At 72.1% G+C, this 22,886-nt stretch carries 2 protein-coding genes; one reads left to right on the forward strand and one right to left on the reverse strand.

Annotated features, from left to right (window positions below; all coding sequences use genetic code 11):
• Nucleotides 1–49: 49 nt before the first annotated feature.
• Nucleotides 50–4,153 (reverse strand): peptidase domain-containing ABC transporter, encoded by a 4,104-nt coding sequence (locus ABMY26_RS01690; RefSeq protein WP_372394742.1) that lies wholly within the window; start codon nt 4,151–4,153, stop codon nt 50–52.
• A 339-nt stretch (nt 4,154–4,492) separates the two neighbouring features.
• Here ABMY26_RS01690 and ABMY26_RS01695 point away from each other — a divergent pair, with 339 nt between their 5' ends.
• The gene (locus tag ABMY26_RS01695) at nt 4,493–22,864 is read left to right on the forward strand and encodes a beta strand repeat-containing protein (RefSeq protein WP_372394743.1); all 18,372 of its coding nucleotides are present in this window, start codon (nt 4,493–4,495) and stop codon (nt 22,862–22,864) included.
• The last annotated feature ends 22 nt before the right edge of the window (nt 22,865–22,886 follow it).

Below are 22,886 nucleotides of genomic sequence, written 5' to 3' on the forward strand. Positions count from 1 at the left end.
GATGCGGTTCACACGGGGAAAATACGGGGGAGGGGGCTGCGGACAAGCATCAGCGGTGGGGAGTGGCGGCGATGCCGGACGGGCGCTGGAGCGCCGCGCCGCCCAGCAGCGCCCCGGCGATGCCGTTGGCGACGCTGTTCCCGCCGCCTCCCGGACCGACCCCGGGGCCGCCCCCCGGACCGCCGGGACGCGGGCCGGGCAGGCCGCCGGCCGGGGCGGCGGGGGCGATCATCCCGGCATCCATGGTCAGCACCGTGTCGGCCAGCGTCAGGTGGCTCGGCCGGTGGGTGACCAGGAAGATGGTGCTGTGGCCGCGCAGCGCGGCCAGCGCCGCCTGCAGCGCCTTGTCGCCCTCGAAATCCAGCCGGCTGGCCGGCTCGTCGAGCAGCAGGATGCGCGGCCGGCGGATATAGGCGCGGGCGAGGCAGATCTTCTGCGTCAGGCTGGGCGACAGGCGCAGCGACTGGTTGTCGCCGATGCGGGTGTCGAGCCCGCGCGGCAGCGCCTCCACCTCGTCCAGCGCGCCGGCCAGCGACAGCGCCCAGCGCAGCTCGGCATCGTCGGCGGTCTGGTCGGCGAAGCGCAGGTTCTGCGCCACGGTGCCGTAGAACAGCGTGCTGGCCTGCGGGACGTAGCCGATCGACTTGCGCAGGTCGATCGGGTCCATCTGGCGGATGTCGACGCCGTCGATCCGCACATTGCCGGCCTGCGGGGCATAGAGCCCCAGCATCACCTTCAGCAGCGACGACTTGCCGGCGCCGTCCGGCCCGACGATGGCGACGATCTGCCCCGGCCTGACCGAGAAGGACACGCCGACCAGCGCCGGGTCGGCGTCGTTGCGGTAGCGCAGCGACACGCGGGAGAGGCTGACCTCGCCCTTCACCTTGCGCGGCTGCAGGGTGGCGCAGCGCGGCTCGCGCTCCGGCCGGATGCCCATCAGGCTGTTGATCTGGCGGGCGTTGGCGCGCAGCTGCTCGATGCGCGGCAGCATCGACACCGCGGTCTGCAACGGCACCATCACCCGCCACAGCAGCATCATCGACGCCATCAGGGCGCCCGGTGTCATCGTCCCGGCGAAGACCTGGAGCGCGCCGACGCCGACGGTGGCGAGCCCCGCGACCGGCACCACCAGCCCGGCCAGCGAGGCATGGGTCGCCGACAGGTTGGCCGCGGCATGGCCCGACCGCGCGGTGCGGGCCGACAGCCGGTCGTAGCGGTCGCGCCAATGGGCCAGCCCGCCGATGGCGCGCAGCGCCGGCATCTTGGCGACCATCTCGACGAAGAATTCCTGGCGCTCGGTGTCGGCCCGCGCGGTCGAGCCGGTGCGGGCGCGCACCAGCGGGTGGACGGCGGCGCCGATGCCGGCGGTCAGCAGCACGGCGGCCAGCGGCACCAGCGCCAGCGGCCCGCCCAGCAGCGCCATCACCCCGAGGTAGAACAGGGCGAAGGGCACGTCGAACAGCGCCGCGACCTGCCCCTGGCTGATGAAGTCGCGGATCGATTCCAGATCCTTCACGCGGGCGATCTGGGTGCCGATGGCGGCGCGCTCGCTCATGCCGACCGGCAGCATCAGGATGCGGTCGATGGTGGCGTTGCTGATCGTCCGGGCGATGCGCGAGCCGGCATGGGCCAGCGCCCGGCCGCGGATCTGGCGCAGGGCGAAATCGCCCGCCACCACCAGCGCCGCCCCGACCGCGATGGTCGCCAGCGTGTCGAACGACCCGGTGGCGATCACCTTGTCGTAGATCGCCATGGTGAACAGCGGGGCGGCGATCGACAGCAGGTTGATGACGGCGCTCAGGCCCAGCACCGCCCACAGCAGCGGCAGGAAGCCCTGGACGACCGTGCCGACCCAGTTCTGCGTCCCGGCGCCGGCCGCCGTCTCCAGCGGGGTGAAGACATAGGCGGTGCCCTTGCCGGAATAGAGCGTGACCATGCTGTGCGACCGGCCGTCGAAGGCGATGACGCCGCCGTCCTCGACGGACAGCAGCGTCAGGACCGTGCCGTCGCGCCCGCGGAACAGGCAGGGCAGCAGCGAGGCGTCGAGGCGGGCGAGGTCGACGCGGACGCTGCGCCCGTCGAAATGCAGGCGCTGGAGGACGTCGCACAGCTCCTCGACCGTCTGCACCTCGGAGAAGTGGGGCAGGGCCTCCGCCAGGGTCTGCGGGGCGCCGCGCCAGCCCAGCGCGTCGAGCAGCGGGATCATGCAGGCGCCGACCGCCGAGGCCTGCGACAGCCGGCGGCGCAGGGCGTCGCCGTCGTCATGCGCCGCCCGGATCGGCTCGGCGCCGGCCTTGGCGCCGGGCTTGGGAGCGGGATCCGCCGCGCCGCCGCCCGCGACCAGCACCGGCGCCCCCCCGGCCCCTGCGGCGCCGTCGGCGCCCTGCAGCGGCCGGCTGACCGCGCGCCCGTCGACGATCTGCACCACCCGGTCGGCCAGCGTCAGCAGCGACGGGCGGCTGGTCACCAGCAGGATGGTGACGCTGCCGCGCATCTCCTCCAGCGCGCGGCGGAACACCTTGTCGGATTCGGTGTCGAGCGAGGAGTTCGGCTCGTCCAGCAGCAGCACCGCCGGCTCGCGGACCAGCGCGCGGGCGAGACAGATCATCTGCCGGGCGCCGCGCGGCAGCGCCTCCTGCGAGGCGTCGCCGACGATGGTCTCATAGCCCTGCGGCAGGCTGGCGATGCGGCGGTCCAGCCCGAAGCGGCGGCACACCTCCATCGCCAGATCGGCCCGGCTCGGGTCGAACAGGGTCAGGTTCTGCAGGATGGTGCCTTTGAACAGCTCGGGATGCTCGCCGACATAGACGACGCCGCCGATGCCGGCCATGGCGTCGCCGCCCGCGTTGGCGCGCACGCCCACCCGCACCTCGCCCGCGGTCGGGCGCAGCACGCCCAGGATCAGCCGCAGCAGCGTGGTCTTGCCGGTCGAGTTGGTGGCGACCACGCCCAGGAACTCGCCGGGGCCGACGCTGAGCGACAGGTCGTTCAGGATCTCCGGCCCGCGGCCATAGGCGAAGGCGACCTTGTCCATCTCGATGGAGCCGCCGGCCAGCGGCGCCGCGACCTCGCCGGAGGCGGCGGCCATGGTGCCGGCGGTCGCGCCGGCACCGTCCGGCCCGACCTCCAGCAGGACATGGCCGATTCGGCGCAGGGCCAGCGACACCGACTGGTAGCGCACCCAGCGGTCGAACAGCGCCTGCACCGGCTGGACGCAGCGTCCGGCCAGCATCGAGCAGGCGGTCAGCACGCCGGTCGTCATCGCCCCGTCGATCACCGACACGCTGCCGAGGATGACCACCAGCATCATGGTCGCCTGCGCCAGCGTGGTGGCGACGACCGAGGCGGAGCCGCTCAGCCGGGCGACGGCGAAATCCTCCTCGCTGCAGCCCTGCTGCAGCCGCTCGTGGCGGCGCAGCAGCCCGGCCTCCGCCCCCAGCCCCTTCACCGTGTGGACACCGCCCAGCACCTCGCTGATGAAGTTCAGCCGTCGCTCCTCCAGCGTGTGGCGGCTCTCCAGCGCCCGGCGCATCTTCCGGCCCAGCACGGTGCCGACCACCAGGAACAGCCCCAGCACCGCCAGCGGGATCGCCGCCAGCCAGCCGGCCAGCAGCGCGATCAGCCCGAGGTAGAGCACCGCGAAGGGGATGTCGATGGCCGATTGCAGCGCCTGGCCGGCATAGAACTCGCGCACCGTCTTGATGGCGCGGTAGACCTCGAAATGCGTGCCGATTCCCTGCTGGGAAAAGGCGTTCAGCGGCATGTGCATCAGCCGGTCGATCAGCGCCGCGCTCGACTGGTGCTCGATCCGCGCCCCCATCCAGGTGGTCAGCGCCGAGCGCGCGACCCGCAGCACCGCCTCCATCACCGCCGCCGCGCCGCAGCCGATGCCCAGCAGCAGCATGGTGCCATAGGACTCGTTGGGCAGGATGCGGTCATAGACATGCAGCAGCGTCACCGGCAGCGCCAGCCCGAAGACATTCAGCGCGAAGGATGCCAGGATCAGCATCGAGCGGTCGCGGCGCGGCCCCAGCATGCCGGACAGCAGCCGGCGTGCAGCGGTTTCGGCGGCCCGGTCGCGGTCGGACGCGGCCTGGGCGGCAGCGCCGGCAGGCGGTACGGTACGGGAGGCGGACTGGGGAACGGACTGCAAAACGACCAACCTGTGCACAGGGTTAACCGGGCTCTTAATCAAGATCACAATTGCTAGTGATAGGTAAACCGACGAATAGCAACAATTGGCGACCGAATCGCGAAGGGGGATGTCACCCCTTCCGATTGGCGCGTTTTTGGTAATAAAATAAGCGTTATCAATGCTTTTCTGCCGCTTGGCCGGCAATGTCGAACCTTAGCCCGTGAATTGTTCCTCCACCCAACCTGTTGAAAATCATCACAGGATGTCTCTTATCACAAGCAATTAGGAGCGCTAGAAGATAGGGCCGTGACAAGTGGCGTGGCGTACAGCCGCGCCAGACCAGGGGGGAGCGGTCCGATGGCTGAGGAAGCGGTTCAGGGCACCAGCGCGGCTGTGGACGACCGTCAAATCCTGGACGATCTGACCCTCCTGCAAGAGGTGGACGGCACCCGCCTGGGCGGCGTGATCCACGAGGCCAGCAATGTCGAGCTGCAACGGCCCGACGACACGCTGGGCTATGTGCAGACCGATTATCGCGGCGCCGAGGATCTGATGGTCGGCGGTGCCGTGCAGATCGGCAGCGTCGTCGGCGAGGCCGTCGCGGTGGCGGCCGACCAGGCGGCGACCGCGCAGCTGCTGACCGGCGACGTGCTGCGCACCCAGGGGACGCGGGGCTCCGGGCCGGCCGGTTCCGACGGCTCCGGCCTGTCGGAAGGGGAGGGCGGCGAGACCGGCACCGCCTCCGCCGAGGGGGCGGCGCTGCTGTCCAACCCGCGCACGACCTCGGTCTTCACGCCGCTGGCCGCCGCTGCCTCCGCCATCGTGTCTCCGGAGACGCCCGAGCGGGCGAACGGCAGCGGCACGGTCCCGGCCATCGACGCCGCGACCATTCTCTCGGATGGGGTTCCCGCCGCCGCCACGACCGCCGCCACAACCCCCGCCACCGCGGCGCCGGTGTCCAGCACGCCGAGCCTCGCGGTGAGCGGCGTGTCCGGCGACGAAGACAGCGCCATCGCCCTGAACATCGCCGCCGCACTGACCGACAGTTCCGAGCTGCTGACCGTCACCCTGTCCGGCATCCCGGAGGGCGCGGTGCTGCGCGACGGCACCGGCGCGGTGCTGTCCGTGGTGGACGGCAGCATCGTGCTGACCGCCTCGCAGATCGCCGGCCTGACTCTGACCCCGCCGCCCGACAGCGGCGACAGCTTCGCCCTGACGGTGACGGCGACCAGCACCGACGGCAGCGCCGCCCCGGCCAGCGTCACCGCCACCCTGCCGGTCACCGTCAACCCGGTGTCGGACACGCCCACCCTGTCCGTCTCGGCCGCGACCGGCAGCGAGGACACGGCGATCCCGCTGACCATCGCCCCGGCGCTGACCGACACCGACGGGTCGGAGACGCTGAGCGTCACCATCGCCGGCATCCCGGCCGGCGCGGTCCTGACCAACGCGGCCGGCGACGCGCTGACCATCGTCGGCGGCTCCGTCACCCTGACGCCGGGGCAGCTCGCCGGGCTGGCGATCACCCCGCCGCTGAACAGCGACGTCGACTTCACCCTCACCGTCACCGCGACCAGCACCGACGGCAGCGCCGCTCCCGCCAGCACCGGCGCGCCCCTGCTGGTGACGGTCAACCCGGTTTCCGACATGCCGGTGCTGGCCGTCCAGGCCGCGACCGGCAGCGAGGACACGGCGATCCCGCTGACCATCGCCCCGGCCCTGACCGACACCGACGGGTCGGAATCCCTCACCATCACCCTGTCCGGCATCCCGACCGGTGCGGTTCTGCGCACTGCCGGCGGCGTGCTTGCCGTGGTCGACGGCAGCGCGACCCTGACGCCGGACCAGCTCGCCGGGCTGACCATCACCCCGCCGGCCAACAGCGACGCCGACTTCACCCTGACGGTGACCGCGACCAGCACCGACGGCAGCGCCGCTCCCGCCAGCACGAGCGCGCCGCTTCTCGTCACCGTCAACCCGGTCACCGACACCCCGACGCTGTCGGTCTCGGCAGCCGGCGGCGACGAAGACACGGCGATTCCGCTGACCATCGATCCGGCATTGACCGACCTCGACGGCTCGGAATCCCTCACCGTCACCATCAGCGGGATTCCGGCAGGCGCCACCCTGCGCAACGGCGCGGGCGAGACGCTGACCGTCAGCAACGGCTCGATCACGCTGGCGCCCGGGCAGCTCGCCGGGCTGGCGATCACCCCGCCGCACGACAGCGACGCCGACTTCACCCTCACCGTCACGGCGACCGCGCGCGACGGCAGTGCCGACCCCGTCAGCACCAGCGCGCCGCTGCTCGTCACCGTCAACCCGGTGTCGGACGCGCCGACGCTCGGCGTGCAGGATGCGACCGGCGCGCAGAACGCGGCGATCCCGCTGTCCATCGACCCCGCCCTGACCGACATCGACGGGTCGGAGACGCTGACCGTCACCATCGCCGGCATTCCCGCCGGCGCCAGCCTGGGCAACGCGGCCGGCGACACGCTGACCATCGTCGACGGCGCCATCACCCTGACGCCGGGCCAGCTGGCGGGCCTGACCATCACCCCGCCCTGGAACAGCGACGACGATTTCACCCTGACCGTCACCGCGACCTCCAAGGACGGCGTCGCCGCGGTCGCCGAAACCGCCGCCCCGCTGCTGGTCACCGTCACTCCCGTCACCGACACGCCCACCCTGACCGTCGCCGCCGCCACCGGCAGCGAGGATACGGCGATCCCGCTGACCATCGACCCGGCGCTGACCGACCTCGACGGCTCGGAGACGCTGACCGTCACCCTCAGCGGCATTCCGGCAGGAGCCACCCTGAGCAATACGGCCGGCGATACGCTGACGATTGCCGGCGGCACCGTCACCCTGACGCCGGAGCAGCTCGCCGGGCTGGCGATCACCCCGCCGGCCAACAGCGACGCCGACTTCACCCTGACCGTCACCGCCACCGCCCGCGACGGTCAGGCCGCGCCGGTGTCGGTCAGCCAGACGCTGGCGGTGACGGTCAATCCGGTGTCGGACACCCCCACCCTGGCCGTCTCGGCCGCGACCGGCAACGAGGACAGCGCGATCCCGCTGACGATCGGCCCGGCGCTGACCGACCTCGACGGGTCGGAGACGCTGACCGTCACCATCGCCGGGGTTCCCGCCGGGGCGGTTCTCAGCGCCGGCACCTCCGTCACGCAAGCCGACGGCAGCACGACCTGGACCTTGACCCCGGCCCAGCTTGCCGGCCTGACCGTCACGCCGCCGGCCAACAGCGACGTCGATTTCACCCTGACCGTCACCGCCATCGCCAAGGATGGAGCCGCCACGGCGGCGACCACCAGCGCGCCGCTGCTGGTGACGGTGAACCCGGTGTCGGACACGCCGACCCTGTCCGTCTCGGCCGCGACCGGCAACGAGGACACGGCGATCCCGCTGACCATCAGCCCGGCGCTGACCGACCTCGACGGCTCCGAGACGCTGAGCATCACCATTGCCGGGGTTCCGGCCGGTGCCAGCCTCAGCGCCGGCACTTCGGTCACGCAACCTGACGGCAGCACGACCTGGACCCTGACCCCGGCCCAGCTTGCCGGCCTGACCGTCACGCCGCCGGCCAACAGCGACGTCGATTTCACCCTGACCGTCACCGCCATCGCCAAGGACGGCAGCGCCACCGCGGCGACCGCCAGCGCGCCGCTGCTGGTGACGGTCAACCCCGTCACCGATACGCCCACCCTCAGCGTCCAGGCGGCGACCGGCAACGAGGACAGCGCGATCCCGCTGACGATCAGCCCGGCGCTGACCGACCTCGACGGCTCGGAGACGCTGACCGTCACCATTGCCGGAGTTCCCGCCGGGGCCAGCCTCAGCGCCGGCACGTCCGTCACGCAAGCCGATGGCAGCACGACCTGGACGCTGACCCCGGCCCAGCTCGCCGGCCTGACCGTCACGCCGCCGGCCAACAGCGATGTCGATTTCACTCTGACGGTGACGGCAACGGCCAAGGACGGCGTCGCTTCCCCGGTGTCGGTCAGCCAGACGCTGGCGGTCACGGTCAACCCGGTGACCGACACGCCCACCTTGTCCGTCTCCGCCGCGACCGGCAACGAGGACAGCGCGATTCCGCTGACGATTAGCCCGGCGCTGACCGACCTCGACGGCTCCGAGACGCTGACCGTCACCATCGCCGGGGTTCCGGCCGGTGCCAGCCTCAGCGCCGGCACGTCCGTCACGCAACCCGACGGCAGCACGACCTGGACCTTGACCCCGGCGCAGCTTGCCGGCCTGACCGTCACGCCGCCCGCCAACAGCGACGTCGATTTCACCCTGACCGTCACCGCCATCGCCAAGGATGGAGCCGCCACGACGGCGACCGCCAGTGCGCCGCTGCTGGTGACGGTCAACCCGGTGACGGACACGCCGACTCTCAGCGTTCAGGCGGCGACCGGCAACGAGGACAGCGCCATCCCCCTGACGATCAGCCCAGCGCTGACCGACCTCGACGGCTCCGAGACGCTGAGCATTACCATCGCCGGGGTTCCGGCCGGTGCCAGCCTCAGCGCCGGCACGTCCGTCACGCAAGCCGACGGCAGCACCACCTGGACGCTGACGCCGGCGCAGCTTGCCGGCCTGACCGTCACGCCGCCGGCCAACAGCGACGTCGATTTCACCCTGACCGTGACCGCGACCGCCAAGGACGGCGTCGCCGCCCCGGTGTCGGTCAGCCAGACGCTGGCCGTCACCGTCAACCCGGTGACCGATACGCCGACCCTCAGCGTCCAGGCGGCGACCGGCAACGAGGACAGCGCGATCCCGCTGACGATCGGCCCGGCGCTGACCGATCTCGACGGCTCGGAGACGCTGAGCATCACCATCGCCGGGGTTCCGGCCGGGGCCAGCCTCAGCGCCGGCACGTCCGTCACCCAGCCCGACGGCAGCACGACCTGGACCTTGACCCCGGCGCAGCTTGCCGGCCTGACCGTCACGCCGCCGTCGAACAGCGACGTGGATTTCACCCTCACGGTCACTGCCATCGCCAAGGACGGCGTGGCCTCGCCCGTGTCGGTCAGCCAGACGCTGGCCGTCACCGTCAACCCGGTGACCGACACGCCGACCCTGTCCGTCTCCGCCGCCACCGGCAACGAGGACAGCGCGATCCCGCTGACGATCAGCCCGGCGCTGACCGACCTCGACGGGTCGGAGACGCTGAGCATCACCATTGCCGGAGTTCCCGCCGGTGCCAGCCTCAGCGCCGGCACCTCGGTTACGCAACCTGACGGCAGCACGACCTGGACTCTGACGCCTGCCCAGCTTGCCGGCCTGACCGTCACCCCGCCGGCCAACAGCGACGTGGATTTCACCCTCACGGTCACTGCCATCGCCAAGGACGGCGTGGCCTCGTCCGTGTCGGTCAGCCAGACGCTGGCCGTCACCGTCAACCCGGTGACCGACACGCCGACGCTGTCCGTCTCCGCCGCCACCGGCAACGAGGACAGCGCGATTCCGCTGACGATCAGCCCGGCGCTGACCGACCTCGACGGCTCGGAGACGCTGACCGTCACCATTGCCGGAGTTCCCGCCGGGGCCAGCCTCAGCGCCGGCACGTCCGTCACGCAAGCCGATGGCAGCACGACCTGGACCTTGACCCCGGCGCAGCTTGCCGGCCTGACCGTCACGCCGCCGGCCAACAGCGACGTCGATTTCACACTGACCGTCACCGCGACCGCCAAGGACGGCGTTGCTTCCCCGGTGTTGGTCAGCCAGACGCTGGCGGTCACGGTCAACCCGGTGACGGACACGCCCACCCTGTCCGTCTCCGCCGCCACCGGCAACGAGGACAGCGCGATCCCGCTGACGATCGGCCCGGCGCTGACCGACCTCGACGGCTCGGAGACGCTGACCGTCACCATCGCCGGGGTTCCGGCCGGGGCCAGCCTCAGCGCCGGCACGTCCGTCACGCAAGCCGATGGCAGCACGACCTGGACCCTGACCCCGGCCCAGCTTGCCGGCCTGACCGTCACGCCGCCGGCCAACAGCGATGTCGACTTCACCCTGACCGTCACCGCCATCGCCAAGGACGGCAGCGCCACGGCGGCGACCGCCAGCGCGCCGCTGCTGGTGACGGTCAACCCGGTCACCGATACGCCCACCCTCAGCGTCCAGGCGGCGACCGGCAACGAGGACAGCGCGATCCCGCTGACGATCAGCCCGGCGCTGACCGACCTCGACGGCTCGGAGACGCTGACCGTCACCATCGCAGGCGTTCCGGCCGGGGCCAGCCTCAGCGCCGGCACCTCCGTCACGCAAGCCGACGGCAGCACGACCTGGACCTTGACCCCGGCGCAGCTTGCCGGCCTGACCGTCACGCCGCCGGCCAACAGCGACGTCGATTTCACACTGACCGTCACCGCGACCGCCAAGGACGGCGTTGCTTCCCCGGTGTCGGTCAGCCAGACGCTGGCGGTCACGGTCAACCCGGTGACGGACACGCCCACCCTGTCCGTCTCCGCCGCCACCGGCAACGAGGACAGTGCCATCCCGCTGACGATCAGCCCGGCGCTGACCGACCTCGACGGCTCGGAGACGCTGACCGTCACCATCGCCGGGGTTCCGGCCGGTGCCAGCCTCAGCGCCGGCACGTCCGTCACGCAACCCGATGGCAGCACGACCTGGACCTTGACCCCGGCGCAGCTTGCCGGCCTGACCGTCACGCCGCCGGCCAACAGCGATGTCGACTTCACCCTGACCGTCACCGCCACCGCCCGCGACGGTCAGGCCGCCCCGGTGTCGGTGAGCGAGACGCTGGCGGTGGCGGTCAATCCGGTGTCGGACACCCCCACCCTGGCCGTCTCGGCCGCGACCGGCAGCGAGGACACGGCGATTCCGCTGTCCATCGACCCGGCGCTGACCGACCTCGACGGGTCGGAGACGCTGAGCGTCACCATCGCCGGGGTTCCCGCCGGGGCGGTTCTCAGCGCCGGCACCTCCGTCACGCAAGCCGACGGCAGCACGACCTGGACCCTGACCCCGGCCCAGCTTGCCGGCCTGACCGTCACGCCGCCGGCCAACAGCGACGTCGACTTCACCCTGACCGTGACCGCCATCGCCAAGGATGGAGCCGCCACGGCGGCGACCACCAGCGCGCCGCTGCTGGTGACGGTCAACCCGGTGTCGGACACGCCGACCCTGTCCGTCTCGGCCGCGACCGGCAACGAGGACACGGCGATCCCGCTGACCATCAGCCCGGCGCTGACCGACCTCGACGGCTCCGAGACGCTGAGCATCACCATTGCCGGCGTTCCGGCCGGGGCCAGCCTCAGCGCCGGCACGTCCGTCACCCAGCCTGACGGCAGCACGACCTGGACCCTGACCCCGGCCCAGCTTGCCGGCCTGACCGTCACGCCGCCGCCCAACAGCGACGTGGATTTCACCCTCACGGTCACTGCCATCGCCAAGGATGGCGTGGCCTCGCCCGTGTCGGTCAGCCAGACGCTGGCCGTCACCGTCAACCCGGTGACCGACACGCCGACCCTGTCCGTCTCCGCCGCCACCGGCAACGAGGACAGCGCCATCCCGCTGACCATCAGCCCGGCGCTGACCGACACCGACGGTTCCGAGACGCTGAGCATCACCATTGCCGGGGTTCCGGCCGGTGCCAGCCTCAGCGCCGGCACTTCGGTCACGCAAGCCGACGGCACCACCACCTGGACGCTGACCAAGGCCCAGCTGACCGGCCTGACCGTCACGCCGCCGGCCAACAGCGACGTCGATTTCACCCTGACCGTGACCGCCATCGCCAAGGATGGAGCCGCCACGACGGCGACCGCCAGTGCGCCGCTGCTGGTGACGGTCAACCCGGTGACGGACACGCCGACCCTCAGCGTCCAGGCGGCGACCGGCAACGAGGACAGCGCGATCCCGCTGACGATCAGCCCGGCGCTGACCGACCTCGACGGCTCGGAGACGCTGACCGTCACCATCGCCGGGGTTCCGGCCGGTGCCAGGCTCAGCGCCGGCACGTCCGTCACGCAAGCCGATGGCAGCACGACCTGGACCTTGACCCCGGCGCAGCTTGCCGGCCTGACCGTCACGCCGCCGGCCAACAGCGATGTCGACTTCACACTGACCGTCACCGCGACCGCCAAGGACGGCGTCGCTTCCCCGGTGTCGGTCAGCCAGACGCTGGCGGTCACGGTCAACCCGGTGACCGACACGCCGACCCTGTCGGTTTCCGCCGCGACCGGCAACGAGGACGCGGCGATCCCGCTGACCATCAGTCCGGCGCTGACCGACCTCGACGGCTCGGAGACGCTGAGCATCACCATCGCAGGCGTTCCGGCCGGTGCCAGCCTCAGCGCCGGCACGTCCGTCACGCAACCCGACGGCAGCACGACCTGGACGCTGACCCCGGCCCAGCTTGCCGGCCTGACGATCACGCCGCCGCCCAACAGCGACGTCGATTTCACCCTGACCGTCACCGCGACCGCCAAGGACGGCGTCGCCGCCCCGGTGTCGGTCAGCCAGACGCTGGCCGTCACCGTCAACCCGGTCTCCGACGCGCCGACGCTGTCCGTCTCCGCCGCCACCGGCAACGAGGACACGGCGATCCCGCTGACGATTGCCCCGGCGCTGACCGACACCGACGGTTCCGAGACGCTGACCATCCGCATCTCCGGCGTTCCGGCCGGGGCCAGCCTCAGCGCCGGCACCCCGGTTACCCAGCCCGACGGCAGCACGACCTGGACGCTGACGCCGGCTCAGCTGACCGGCCTGACGATCACGCCGCCAGCCAACAGCGACGTCGATTTCACCCTGACCGTCACCGCCGTCGCCAAGGACGGAACCGCGGTGGAGGCGACCACCAGCGCGCCGCTTCTGGTGACGGTCAACCCCGTCACCGACACGCCCACCCTGTCCGTCTCGGCCGCCACCGGCAACGAGGACAGCGCGATCCCGTTGACCATCTCCTCGGCCCTGACCGATACCGACGGCTCGGAGACGCTGACCGTCACCATCGCCGGGGTTCCCGCCGGTGCCACCCTCAGCGCCGGCACCTCGGTCACCCAGCCCGACGGCACCACCACCTGGACGCTGACCAAGGCCCAGCTGACCGGCCTGACCGTCACGCCGAAGCATGACAGCGACGTCGATTTCACCCTGACCGTCACCGCCACCGCCAAGGACGGCGTCGCCAGCGCGGTTTCCGTCCAGCAGGCGCTGGCCGTCACCGTCGTCGCGGTGGCCGATGCGCCGACCGTCACCGTCACGCCGATCACCTACGACCTGAAGGTCGGGCAGAACGACACGCTGACCGGCACGTCCGGCAACGACACGCTGTCGGGCGGCGCCGGCAACGACACCATCACCGGCGGTGCCGGCGACGACGTGATCTATGGCGACGGTACCGGCACCTTCACCCGGGCGCTGACCATCGCCGCCGCCCTGTCCGACATCGACGGGTCGGAGACGATCTCCAAGGTGACGATCTCCGGCGTGCCCGCCGGTGCGACGCTCAGCGCCGGCACCTCGGTCACCCAGCCCGACGGCACCACCAGCTGGACCCTCACCACCGCCCAGCTGGCCGGCCTGACGCTGACCGCCAGGGAAGGCGCCACCAACAGCACCATCAATCTCTCCGTCACCGCGACGACGGTCGAGCAGGAGAACGCCAGCACCGCCACCGGCACGCCCAAGACCCTGACCGTCACCTTCACCAACACGCCGCAGGGCAACGACAGCCTGTCGGGCGGCGACGGCAACGACACCATCTATGGCGGCGCCGGCAACGACACCCTGCGCGGCGGTGCCGGCGACGACAGCCTGGACGGCGGCACCGGCACCGACCTGCTGGCCGGCGGCCTCGGCGACGACACCATCGACGGCGGCGACGGCACCGACACGGTGACCTACGCCGACTCAGCCACCGCGGTGAACGCCAACCTCGCGACCGGCATCGGCACCGGCGAGGGCACCGACACCCTGCGCAACCTGGAGAACGTCACCGGCTCTGCCTTCGACGACGTCATCACCGGCAACAGCGGCGCCAACGTCCTGATCGGCGGCACCGGCAACGACACCATCACCGGCGGCGCCGGCCGCGACACAATCTCCGGCGGGGCGGGCGACGACCTGTCGATCTTCACCGTCGGCACCGACGGCGGCACCTCCTCCAGCCCCGAGCTGCAGGACGGCGACACCGGCATCGACACCTTCCGCGTCATGCTGACCTCGGCCCAGCTGTCCAACCCGGCCATCCTGGCCGACCTGCGCACCCTGCGCGACCTGATCGAGGCGGCGGCTGCCAAGCCGAACGCCGCGACCGCCGACACCTCGACCTCCGGCGCCACCACCCTGGCGGCGCTCGGCCTGAAGATCGTCGATTTCGAGAAGCTGGAGCTCTATGTCGACGGCCGGCCGGTCGATGTGCGCGAGACGCTGAACTACACCCCGACCGCCACCGCGACCGCGGCCACCACCGCCACCAGCGAGGACAACGCGGTCACCAGCCGCCTCGTCGCCACCGACCAGGACACGCTCAACGGGCGCACCGACGACAGCCTGACCTTCAAGGGACCGGGCGACAACGGCCAGCCGGTCCGGCTCGGCCATGGCACGCTGGTGGTGAACGCAGACGGCAGCTTCACCTACACCCCCGACGCCGATTTCAGCGGCACCGAGACCTTCACCTTCACGGTGACCGACGCCTATGGCGGCAGCTCGACCGCCGTGCAGACCATCACCGTCGCCCCGGTCGCCGACGCCTTCCAGATCACCACGCTGAACGGCCGTGGCAACGAGGACGCGGCGGGCGGCATCGCGCTCGCCCCGACCATCACCCTCAGCGACACCGACGCCGCCAGCCCCGAGGCGGTGGAGAGCGTCACGCTGTCGATCCCCGCCTCCCAGCAGGATGCGGGCGGCGCCAAGCTCTACCTGAACGGCGTCGAGCTGACCCGCAGCGGCCCCGACGCCTCGGGCAACTACAGCTGGACGATCCCGACCTCGGCCCTGGCCGCGGTCGGCGGCACGGCCGGCGCCTGGACGGTGCAGGGCCTGACCGTCACCACCCTGCACAATTCCGACGCCGACCTCGTCTACACCCTGACGGTCGGGACAATCGACGGCAGCGGCTCCGGTGCCTCGCACCGGGTGCAGACGGCGACCGGCACCATCGCCGTCGATGCGGTGGCCGACACGCCGACCGTGACCGCCGCCGCCGCGACGACCGCCGAGGACACCGCGGTCGCGCTGTCGATCACCCCGGCCCTGACCGACACCGACGGGTCTGAGAGCATTGCCACCATCACCATCAGCGGCGTCCCGGCCGGTGCCAGCCTCAGCGCCGGCACCTCCGTCACCCAGCCGGACGGGACCACCGTCTGGACGCTGACCCCGGCCCAGCTCGCCGGGTTGACGCTGACCCCGCCGCACGATTTCTCCGGCACCATCACGCTCTCCGTCACCACGACCTCGGCGGAGCGGGAGAACGGCTCGACCGCGACCTCCAGCCCGGCGACCCTGTCGGTCACCGTGACCGGCGTGGCCGACGCCCCCCTCGTCACCCTGCCGCCGGCCGCCGGCAACGAGGACACCGCCATCGCGCTGTCGATCGACGCCCGGCTGTCCGACACCACCGGCGAGACGCTGGACCACATCACCATCACCGGCGTGCCGGAAGGGGCCAGCCTGTCGGCCGGCATCCACAATGCCGACGGCAGCTGGACCCTGACCCCGGCGCAGCTCGCGGGCCTCACCTTCACCCCGCCGGCCAACTATGCCGGCACGGTGACGCTGACCGTGACCGCCACCTCGGTCGAGGGCCGCACCACCGCCACCTCGGCCCCGCAGTCCTTCGCGGTGACGGTCAACGCCGTGGCCGACACGCCGGTGCTGTCGGCCAGCCCGGCGGTCGGGCGCGAGGACACCGCCATCCCGCTGTCGGTGGTCGCCGCCCTGACCGACCGCGACGGTTCGGAAAGCCTCAGCATCCTGGTCGGCGGCGTGCCGGCCGGCGCCACGCTGAACCACGGCACCTTTGACGCCGGCCTCGGCAAATGGGTGCTGACGGTCGCCGACCTGACCGGCCTGACCATCACCCCGCCGGCCAACTCCAACAGCGGCTTCGACCTGACCTTCACCGCGCGGGCGACGGAATCCTCCAACGGCTCCACCGCCGACGCCGCGGCGGTGACCGTCCATGTCGAGGTGCAGGGCGTGGCCGACGTGGCGACGCCGACCGGAGCCCTCAGCGCCAGCGGCCGCGAGGACACCGCGGTCAACCTCCAGCTCGGCAACCTGCAGCTGACCGACACCGACGGGTCGGAGCGGCTGTCGCTGGTCATCAGCAACCTGCCGGACGGCTCCAGCCTGTCGCTGGCCGCCGGGCACGAGAGCGGGCTGGTCTATCTCGGCAACGGCCGCTGGTCGGTGGATGTCGAGTACCGCAACGAGCTGACGCTGACGACGAAGAAGGACTTCGCCGGCACGCTCACGCTGAAGGTGGACGTCATCACCACCGACAGCAACGGCGCGCCGATCGTCACGGCGAACGGCGTGACCTCGGGCGGGACGCTGAAGCAGACCCGCGACCTGACCGTCACCATCGACCCGGTGGCGGACGAGCCGTCGGTCTCGATCGGCGCCAGCGCGCCGGAGGACAATCCCGGCGGCATCCCGCTGACCATCTCCGCGGTGACCGGCGACAGCGACGGGTCGGAGCACATCTCCTCCATCGTCATCTCCGGCCTGCCGGCCGGGGTGACGCTGACCAGCACCATCGCCGGCGCCCTGACCGACAACGGCGACGGCAGCTGGACGGTCGATCCGGCCAGGCTCGGCGGCCTGCGCCTGCATGTCCCCGCCAACAACGCCGACGATTTCCAGATCACCGTCAAGGTGACGGCGACCGACGGCGGCGACAGCCTGACCCGGACCTACACCCCGACCGTGGCGATCGCCGCCGTCGCCGACGCGCCGATGTCCAGGGCCGCCGACGGCACGCTGGAGGCCTACCATGTCGACGACCAGTCGACGGCCGGCGTGCCCACCGGCATGGTGCTGAACCTGAACGCGGTCCTCCAGGACACCGACGGCTCGGAATCGCTGGCGGTCATCATCGACGGCGTGCCGAAGGGCACGGTGCTGTCGCGCGGCCTCGACAATGGCGACGGCACCTGGACGCTGACCCCGGCCGACTATGCGGCGGCGCTGGCCGAAGGCGGCCTCAAGCTGACCGTGCTGGACGCCAACGCCTCCGGCATCAGCCATACCAGCGTGACCAGCAACGGCCAGACCTACGACCAGGGCAGCATGACCCTGACCGTCCGGCCCTTCAGCATCGAGAGCGAGGGCGACCGCAACACCAGCGTCTCCGACAGCTTCGTGCTGAGCTGGACCGTCGCCCAAGGGTCGAACGGTGGCGGCACCGGCGGCAACCCGGGCGGCGGCACCGGCGACCCGGGCGGCGGCGACCCGACCAGCCCGCCGCCCCCTCCGCCCCCGCCTCCTCCCCCTCCGCCGCCTCCGCCGCCACCGCCCCCTCCGGTCGACCCCAGCGTCGGCAGCGCCCGGCCGGCGGCGGTCACCACCGCCGAGGACAACGCGGTCGCCCTGCATCTCGACACCGGCCTGGCCGACTGGCAGAGCGTGACCGCCGTCACCCTGTCCGGCATCCCGTCCGGCGCCAGCCTGACCAACGCGGCCGGCGACACGCTGACCGTCAGCGGCGGGTCCATCACCCTGACGCCGGCCCAGCTCGCCGGCCTGGCGATCGCGCCGCCGCACAACAGCGACGCCGACTTCACGCTCGGCGTCGTCGTGACCTCCGGCGTGTCGGGAGCCCAGACCACGCTGTCCCAGTCGGTGACGGTCACCGCGGTCGCCGACGCTCCGGCGCTGGCGGTCCAGGCGGCCTCGGGCGACGAGGACACGTCCATCGCGCTGAGCATCTCGGCCGCGCTGACCGACACCGACGGCTCCGAGACGCTGGCCAGCATCGTCATCGACGGGGTGCCGGCCGGCGCCTCGCTGTCCGCCGGGTTCGAGGACTCCACCCACCCCGGCCGTTGGGTGCTGACACCGGCCCAGCTCGCCGGGCTGAAATTCACCCCGCCGGCCGACGCCAGCGGCACCTTCCAGCTCAGCGTCACCGCGGTGGCGCGCGAGAGCAGCAACGCCGACCGCGCGACGACGACGGAGACGCTGACGGTGACGGTCGCGCCGGTCAGCGACGCCCCGGCCATCGCCGCCAGCGGCGCCACGGTGCAGGAGGACCACGCGGCCAGCCTGTCCATCGCCGCGACCGTCACCGATCTGGTCGGCACCGCCGAGGCGATCACCGCCCTGCGCGTCACCGTGCCGGCCGGCTTCACCCTGTCGGCCGGCACCGCGCTCGGCAGCGGCGTCTACGACCTGACGACCCTGACCCCGGCGGAGAAGGCGGCGCTGACCCTGACGCCGCCGGCCGACTATGCCGGCACCGTCACCCTCACCGTCGACGCGGCGGCCCAGGACGGCACGGCAACACCGGCCTGGTCGTCCAGGAGCTTCACCGTCACCTACACCGCGGCGGCCGACGCCCCCATCGTGACCGTCGCCGCGGCGACCGGGGCGGAGGACACCGCCATCGCGCTCAACGTCTCGGCCGCGCTCGCCGACACCGACGGGTCGGAGACGATGGCGGTCATCCTGTCCGGCCTGCCGGCCGGCGCGGTGCTGAACCACGGTTCCAACAACGGCGACGGCTCCTGGACGCTGAAGCCGTCGGAGCTGGCCGGGCTGACCGTCACGCCGCCGCGCAACTATTCCGGCGGCATGGACCTGACGCTGACCGCCACCAGCCTGGAAAGTTCGAACAAGGACACCGCCAGCACCACCGCCACCATCCATGTCGACGTCACCGCGGTGACCGACGCCCCGACCGTCATCGTCGCCAACGCCTCGGGCAGCGAGGATTCGCTGATCGCGCTCAACCTGTCGGCCTCGCTGGTCGACACCGACGGGTCGGAGACGATGGGCATCGTCCTGTCCGGCCTGCCGGCCGGCGCCGTGCTGGTCGATGCGTCGGGCACCATCCTCACGCCGGCCGCCGGCTCGGTCGCGCTGACCGCCGCCCAGCTCGCCGGGCTGAAGCTGCTGCCGCCGGCCAACAGCGGCACCGACTTCTCGCTGACCCTGACGGCGACGACGACCGAGCAGTCGACCGGCGCCACCGCCACCACCAGCCAGCTGTTCCGCGTCAGCGTCGATCCGGTCGCCGACCGGCCCATCGTCACCTGGGGGCCGGTGAATGGGACTCCGCTGACCGGCACCGAGGACACCGTCATCCCGCTCAACCTGTCGGTCGCCCTGGCCGACACCGACGGCTCGGAACGGCTCGGCCTGCTGACCATCGCCGGCGTGCCCACCGGCGCGCTGCTGTCCGCCGGCACCCGCAATGCCGACGGCAGCTGGACCCTGACCCCCGACCAGGTCGCCGGCCTGACCCTGACCCCGCCGGCCGACAGCGACGCCGCCATCACCCTGACGATCACCGCCGTCAGCATCGAGTCCAACGGCGCCACCGCGACGACGGTGGTGACGCTGCCCATCGCCATGACCGCGGTGTCGGACACACCCACCCTGTCGGTCCAGGCCGCGACCGGCAACGAGGACAGCGCGATCCCGCTGACCATCAGCCCGGCGCTGACCGACCTCGACGGGTCGGAGACGCTGACCGTCACCATTGCCGGGGTTCCCGCCGGTGCCAGCCTCAACGCCGGCACTTCCGTCACGCAAGCCGACGGCAGCACCGTCTGGACCCTGACCCCGGCCCAGCTGACCGGCCTGACCGTCACCCCGCCGGCCGACAGCGACGCCGACTTCACCCTGACCGTCACCGCCATCGCCAAGGACGGCACCGCAGCGGCGGCCACCACCAGCGCCACCCTGTCGGTGACCGTCGCTCCGGTGACCGACACCCCGACCCTGACCGTCCAGCCCGCCACCGGCGACGAGGACACCCCCATCGCCCTGACCATCACCCCGCTGCTGGGCGACACCGACGGGTCGGAGACGCTGACCGTCACCATCGCCGGCATCCCGGCAGGCTCCACCCTGACCAACGCGGCGGGCGACGTGCTGACCGTCGGCAACGGCTCCATCGCCCTGGCCCCCGGCCAGCTCGCCGGCCTCGCGATCACCCCGCCGGCCAACAGCGATGCCGACTTCACCCTGACCGTCACCGCGACCGCCAAGGACGGCAGCGCCAGCCCCGTCTCGGTTGTCGGCACGCTGGCGGTCACGGTCGACCCGGTGTCGGACGCCCCGACCCTGACCGTCGCCCCGGCCTCCGGCAACGAGGACAGCGCGATCCCGCTGACCATCGGCGCCGCGCTGACCGACACGTCGGAGGTGCTGACCGTCACCCTGTCCGGCATTCCCACCGGGGCCAGCCTGACCAACACGGCCGGCGACACCCTGACCGTCGCCAGCGGCTCCATCACCCTGACCCCCGGCCAGCTGGCCGGGTTGAAGATCACCCCGCCGGCCGACAGCGACGCCGACTTCACCCTGACCGTCACCGCCAGCTCCAAGGATGGCACTGCGGCGGCGGCCACCACGACCGCGACGCTGGCGGTCACGGTCAACCCGGTGTCGGACGCCCCGACCCTGACCGTCGCCCCGGCCTCCGGCAACGAGGACAGCGCGATCCCGCTGACCATCGGCGCCGCGCTGACCGACACGTCGGAGGTGCTGACCGTCACCCTGTCCGGAATTCCCGCCGGGGCCAGCCTGACCAACACGGCCGGCGACACCCTGACCGTCGCCAGCGGCTCCATCACCCTGACCCCCGGCCAGCTGGCCGGGTTGAAGATCACCCCGCCGGCCGACAGCGACGCCGACTTCACCCTGACCGTCACCGCCAGCTCCAAGGATGGCACTGCGGCGGCGGCCACCACGACCGCGACGCTGGCGGTCACGGTCAACCCGGTGTCGGACGCCCCGACCCTGACCGTCGCCCCGGCCTCCGGCAACGAGGACAGCGCGATCCCGCTGACCATCGGCGCGACGCTGACCGACACGTCGGAGGTGCTGACCGTCACCCTGTCCGGCATCCCGGCCGGGGCCAGCCTGACCAACACGGCCGGCGACACCCTGACCGTCGCCAGCGGCTCCGTCACCCTGACCCCCGGCCAGTTGGCCGGGCTGAAGATCACCCCGCCGGCCGACAGCGACGCCGACTTCACCCTGACCGTCACCGCCAGCTCCAAGGACGGCACTGCGGCGGCGGCCACCACGACCGCGACGCTGGCGGTCACGGTCAACCCGGTGTCGGACGCCCCGACCCTGACCGTCGCCCCGGCCTCCGGCAACGAGGACAGCGCGATCCCGCTGACCATCGGCGCGACGCTGACCGACACGTCGGAGGTGCTGACCGTCACCCTGTCCGGCATCCCGGCCGGGGCCAGCCTGACCAACACGGCCGGCGACACCCTGACCGTCGCCAGCGGCTCCGTCACCCTGACCCCCGGCCAGCTGGCCGGGCTGAAGATCGCCCCGCCGCACGACAGCGACGCCGACTTCACCCTGACCGTCACCGCCAGCTCCAGGGACGGCACCGCGGCGGCGGCCACCACGACCGCGACGCTGGCGGTGTCGGTGACCCCGGTCGCCGACACGCCGAGCCTGACCGTCGCCGCCGCCCACGGGTCGGAGGACGCGGCCATCGCCCTGTCGATCGCCGCCGCTTCCACCGACACCGACGGGTTGGAGACGCTGTCGGTGCTGATCACCGGCGTGCCCGGCGGCGCCAGCCTGAACCACGGCACCCACAATGCCGACGGCAGCTGGAGCCTCACCGCCGACCAGCTGGCCGGCCTGACCTACACCCCGCCGGCCGACGCCAACGGCACCGTCACCCTGTCGGTCGCGGTGACGGCAAAGGACGGGGCCGACAGCGCCACCACGACCCAATCCCTGACGGTGACGGTCGATCCGGTGAACGACAAGCCGGTGCTGGACGCCGCCGATGGCACCACCATCATCGCCGCCGACGCCGCCGGCCATCCGGCGGTGGCCGCCGACGCGACGATCGCCGACATCGACAGCAGCGTCATGTCCGGCATGTCGGTCCGCATCGCCACCGGGTCGCAGGCGGGCGACACGCTGAACCTCGACGGCCTGACCATCGCCACCGACCCCGGCACCGGCGTCAGGACGGTGGCCGGGACCGGCATCGAGGTCAGTTGGGACGACAGCTCGCACCGGCTGTCGCTGTCCGGCGAGGCGTCCACCGCGACCTACACCGACATCCTGCGGCATCTGGCCCTGACCCCGGCCGGCACCGGCGCCCGCACGCTGGAGGTGACGGTCACCGACCAGCAGGGGACGGCCAGCGACCCGCTGGCGGTGCAGGTGGAGGTGTCGGGCAATGCGACGCTGACCGGCACGGCAGGGGCCGACACCCTCTACGCCGGCAGCGGCACCACCAGCATGGCGGGCGGGGCGGGGGACGACCTGTTCATCTTCGCGCCGCGCGACGGCAACCTGACCATCGACGGCGGCGCCGGCTGGACCGACGTGGTGCAGATGGGCAGCTTCGCCGGGGGCGTCGGCAACTGGATTGACCAGCTCGACCACAGCAGCTACACGCTCGACCAGTCGGGCCACGGCCTGACCTTCCACACCGAGACGTCGGTGACGCTGCACGACCAGAACGGCCACGAGCTGGTGCTGCAGAATGTCGAGCGGCTGACCTTCTGATGGAAAGGAAGCCGGGCAGGGG

The organism is Azospirillum sp. HJ39 (assembly GCF_041507355.1).
In the GTDB taxonomy this organism is placed as follows: Bacteria; Pseudomonadota; Alphaproteobacteria; order Azospirillales; family Azospirillaceae; genus Azospirillum; species Azospirillum thiophilum.

Bases quoted from the DNA above. Each gene is read 5' to 3' on its own strand.
- ABMY26_RS01695 (WP_372394743.1), top strand. From the start codon at position 4,493: ATGGCTGAGGAAGCGGTTCAGGGCACCAGCGCGGCTGTGGACGACCGT.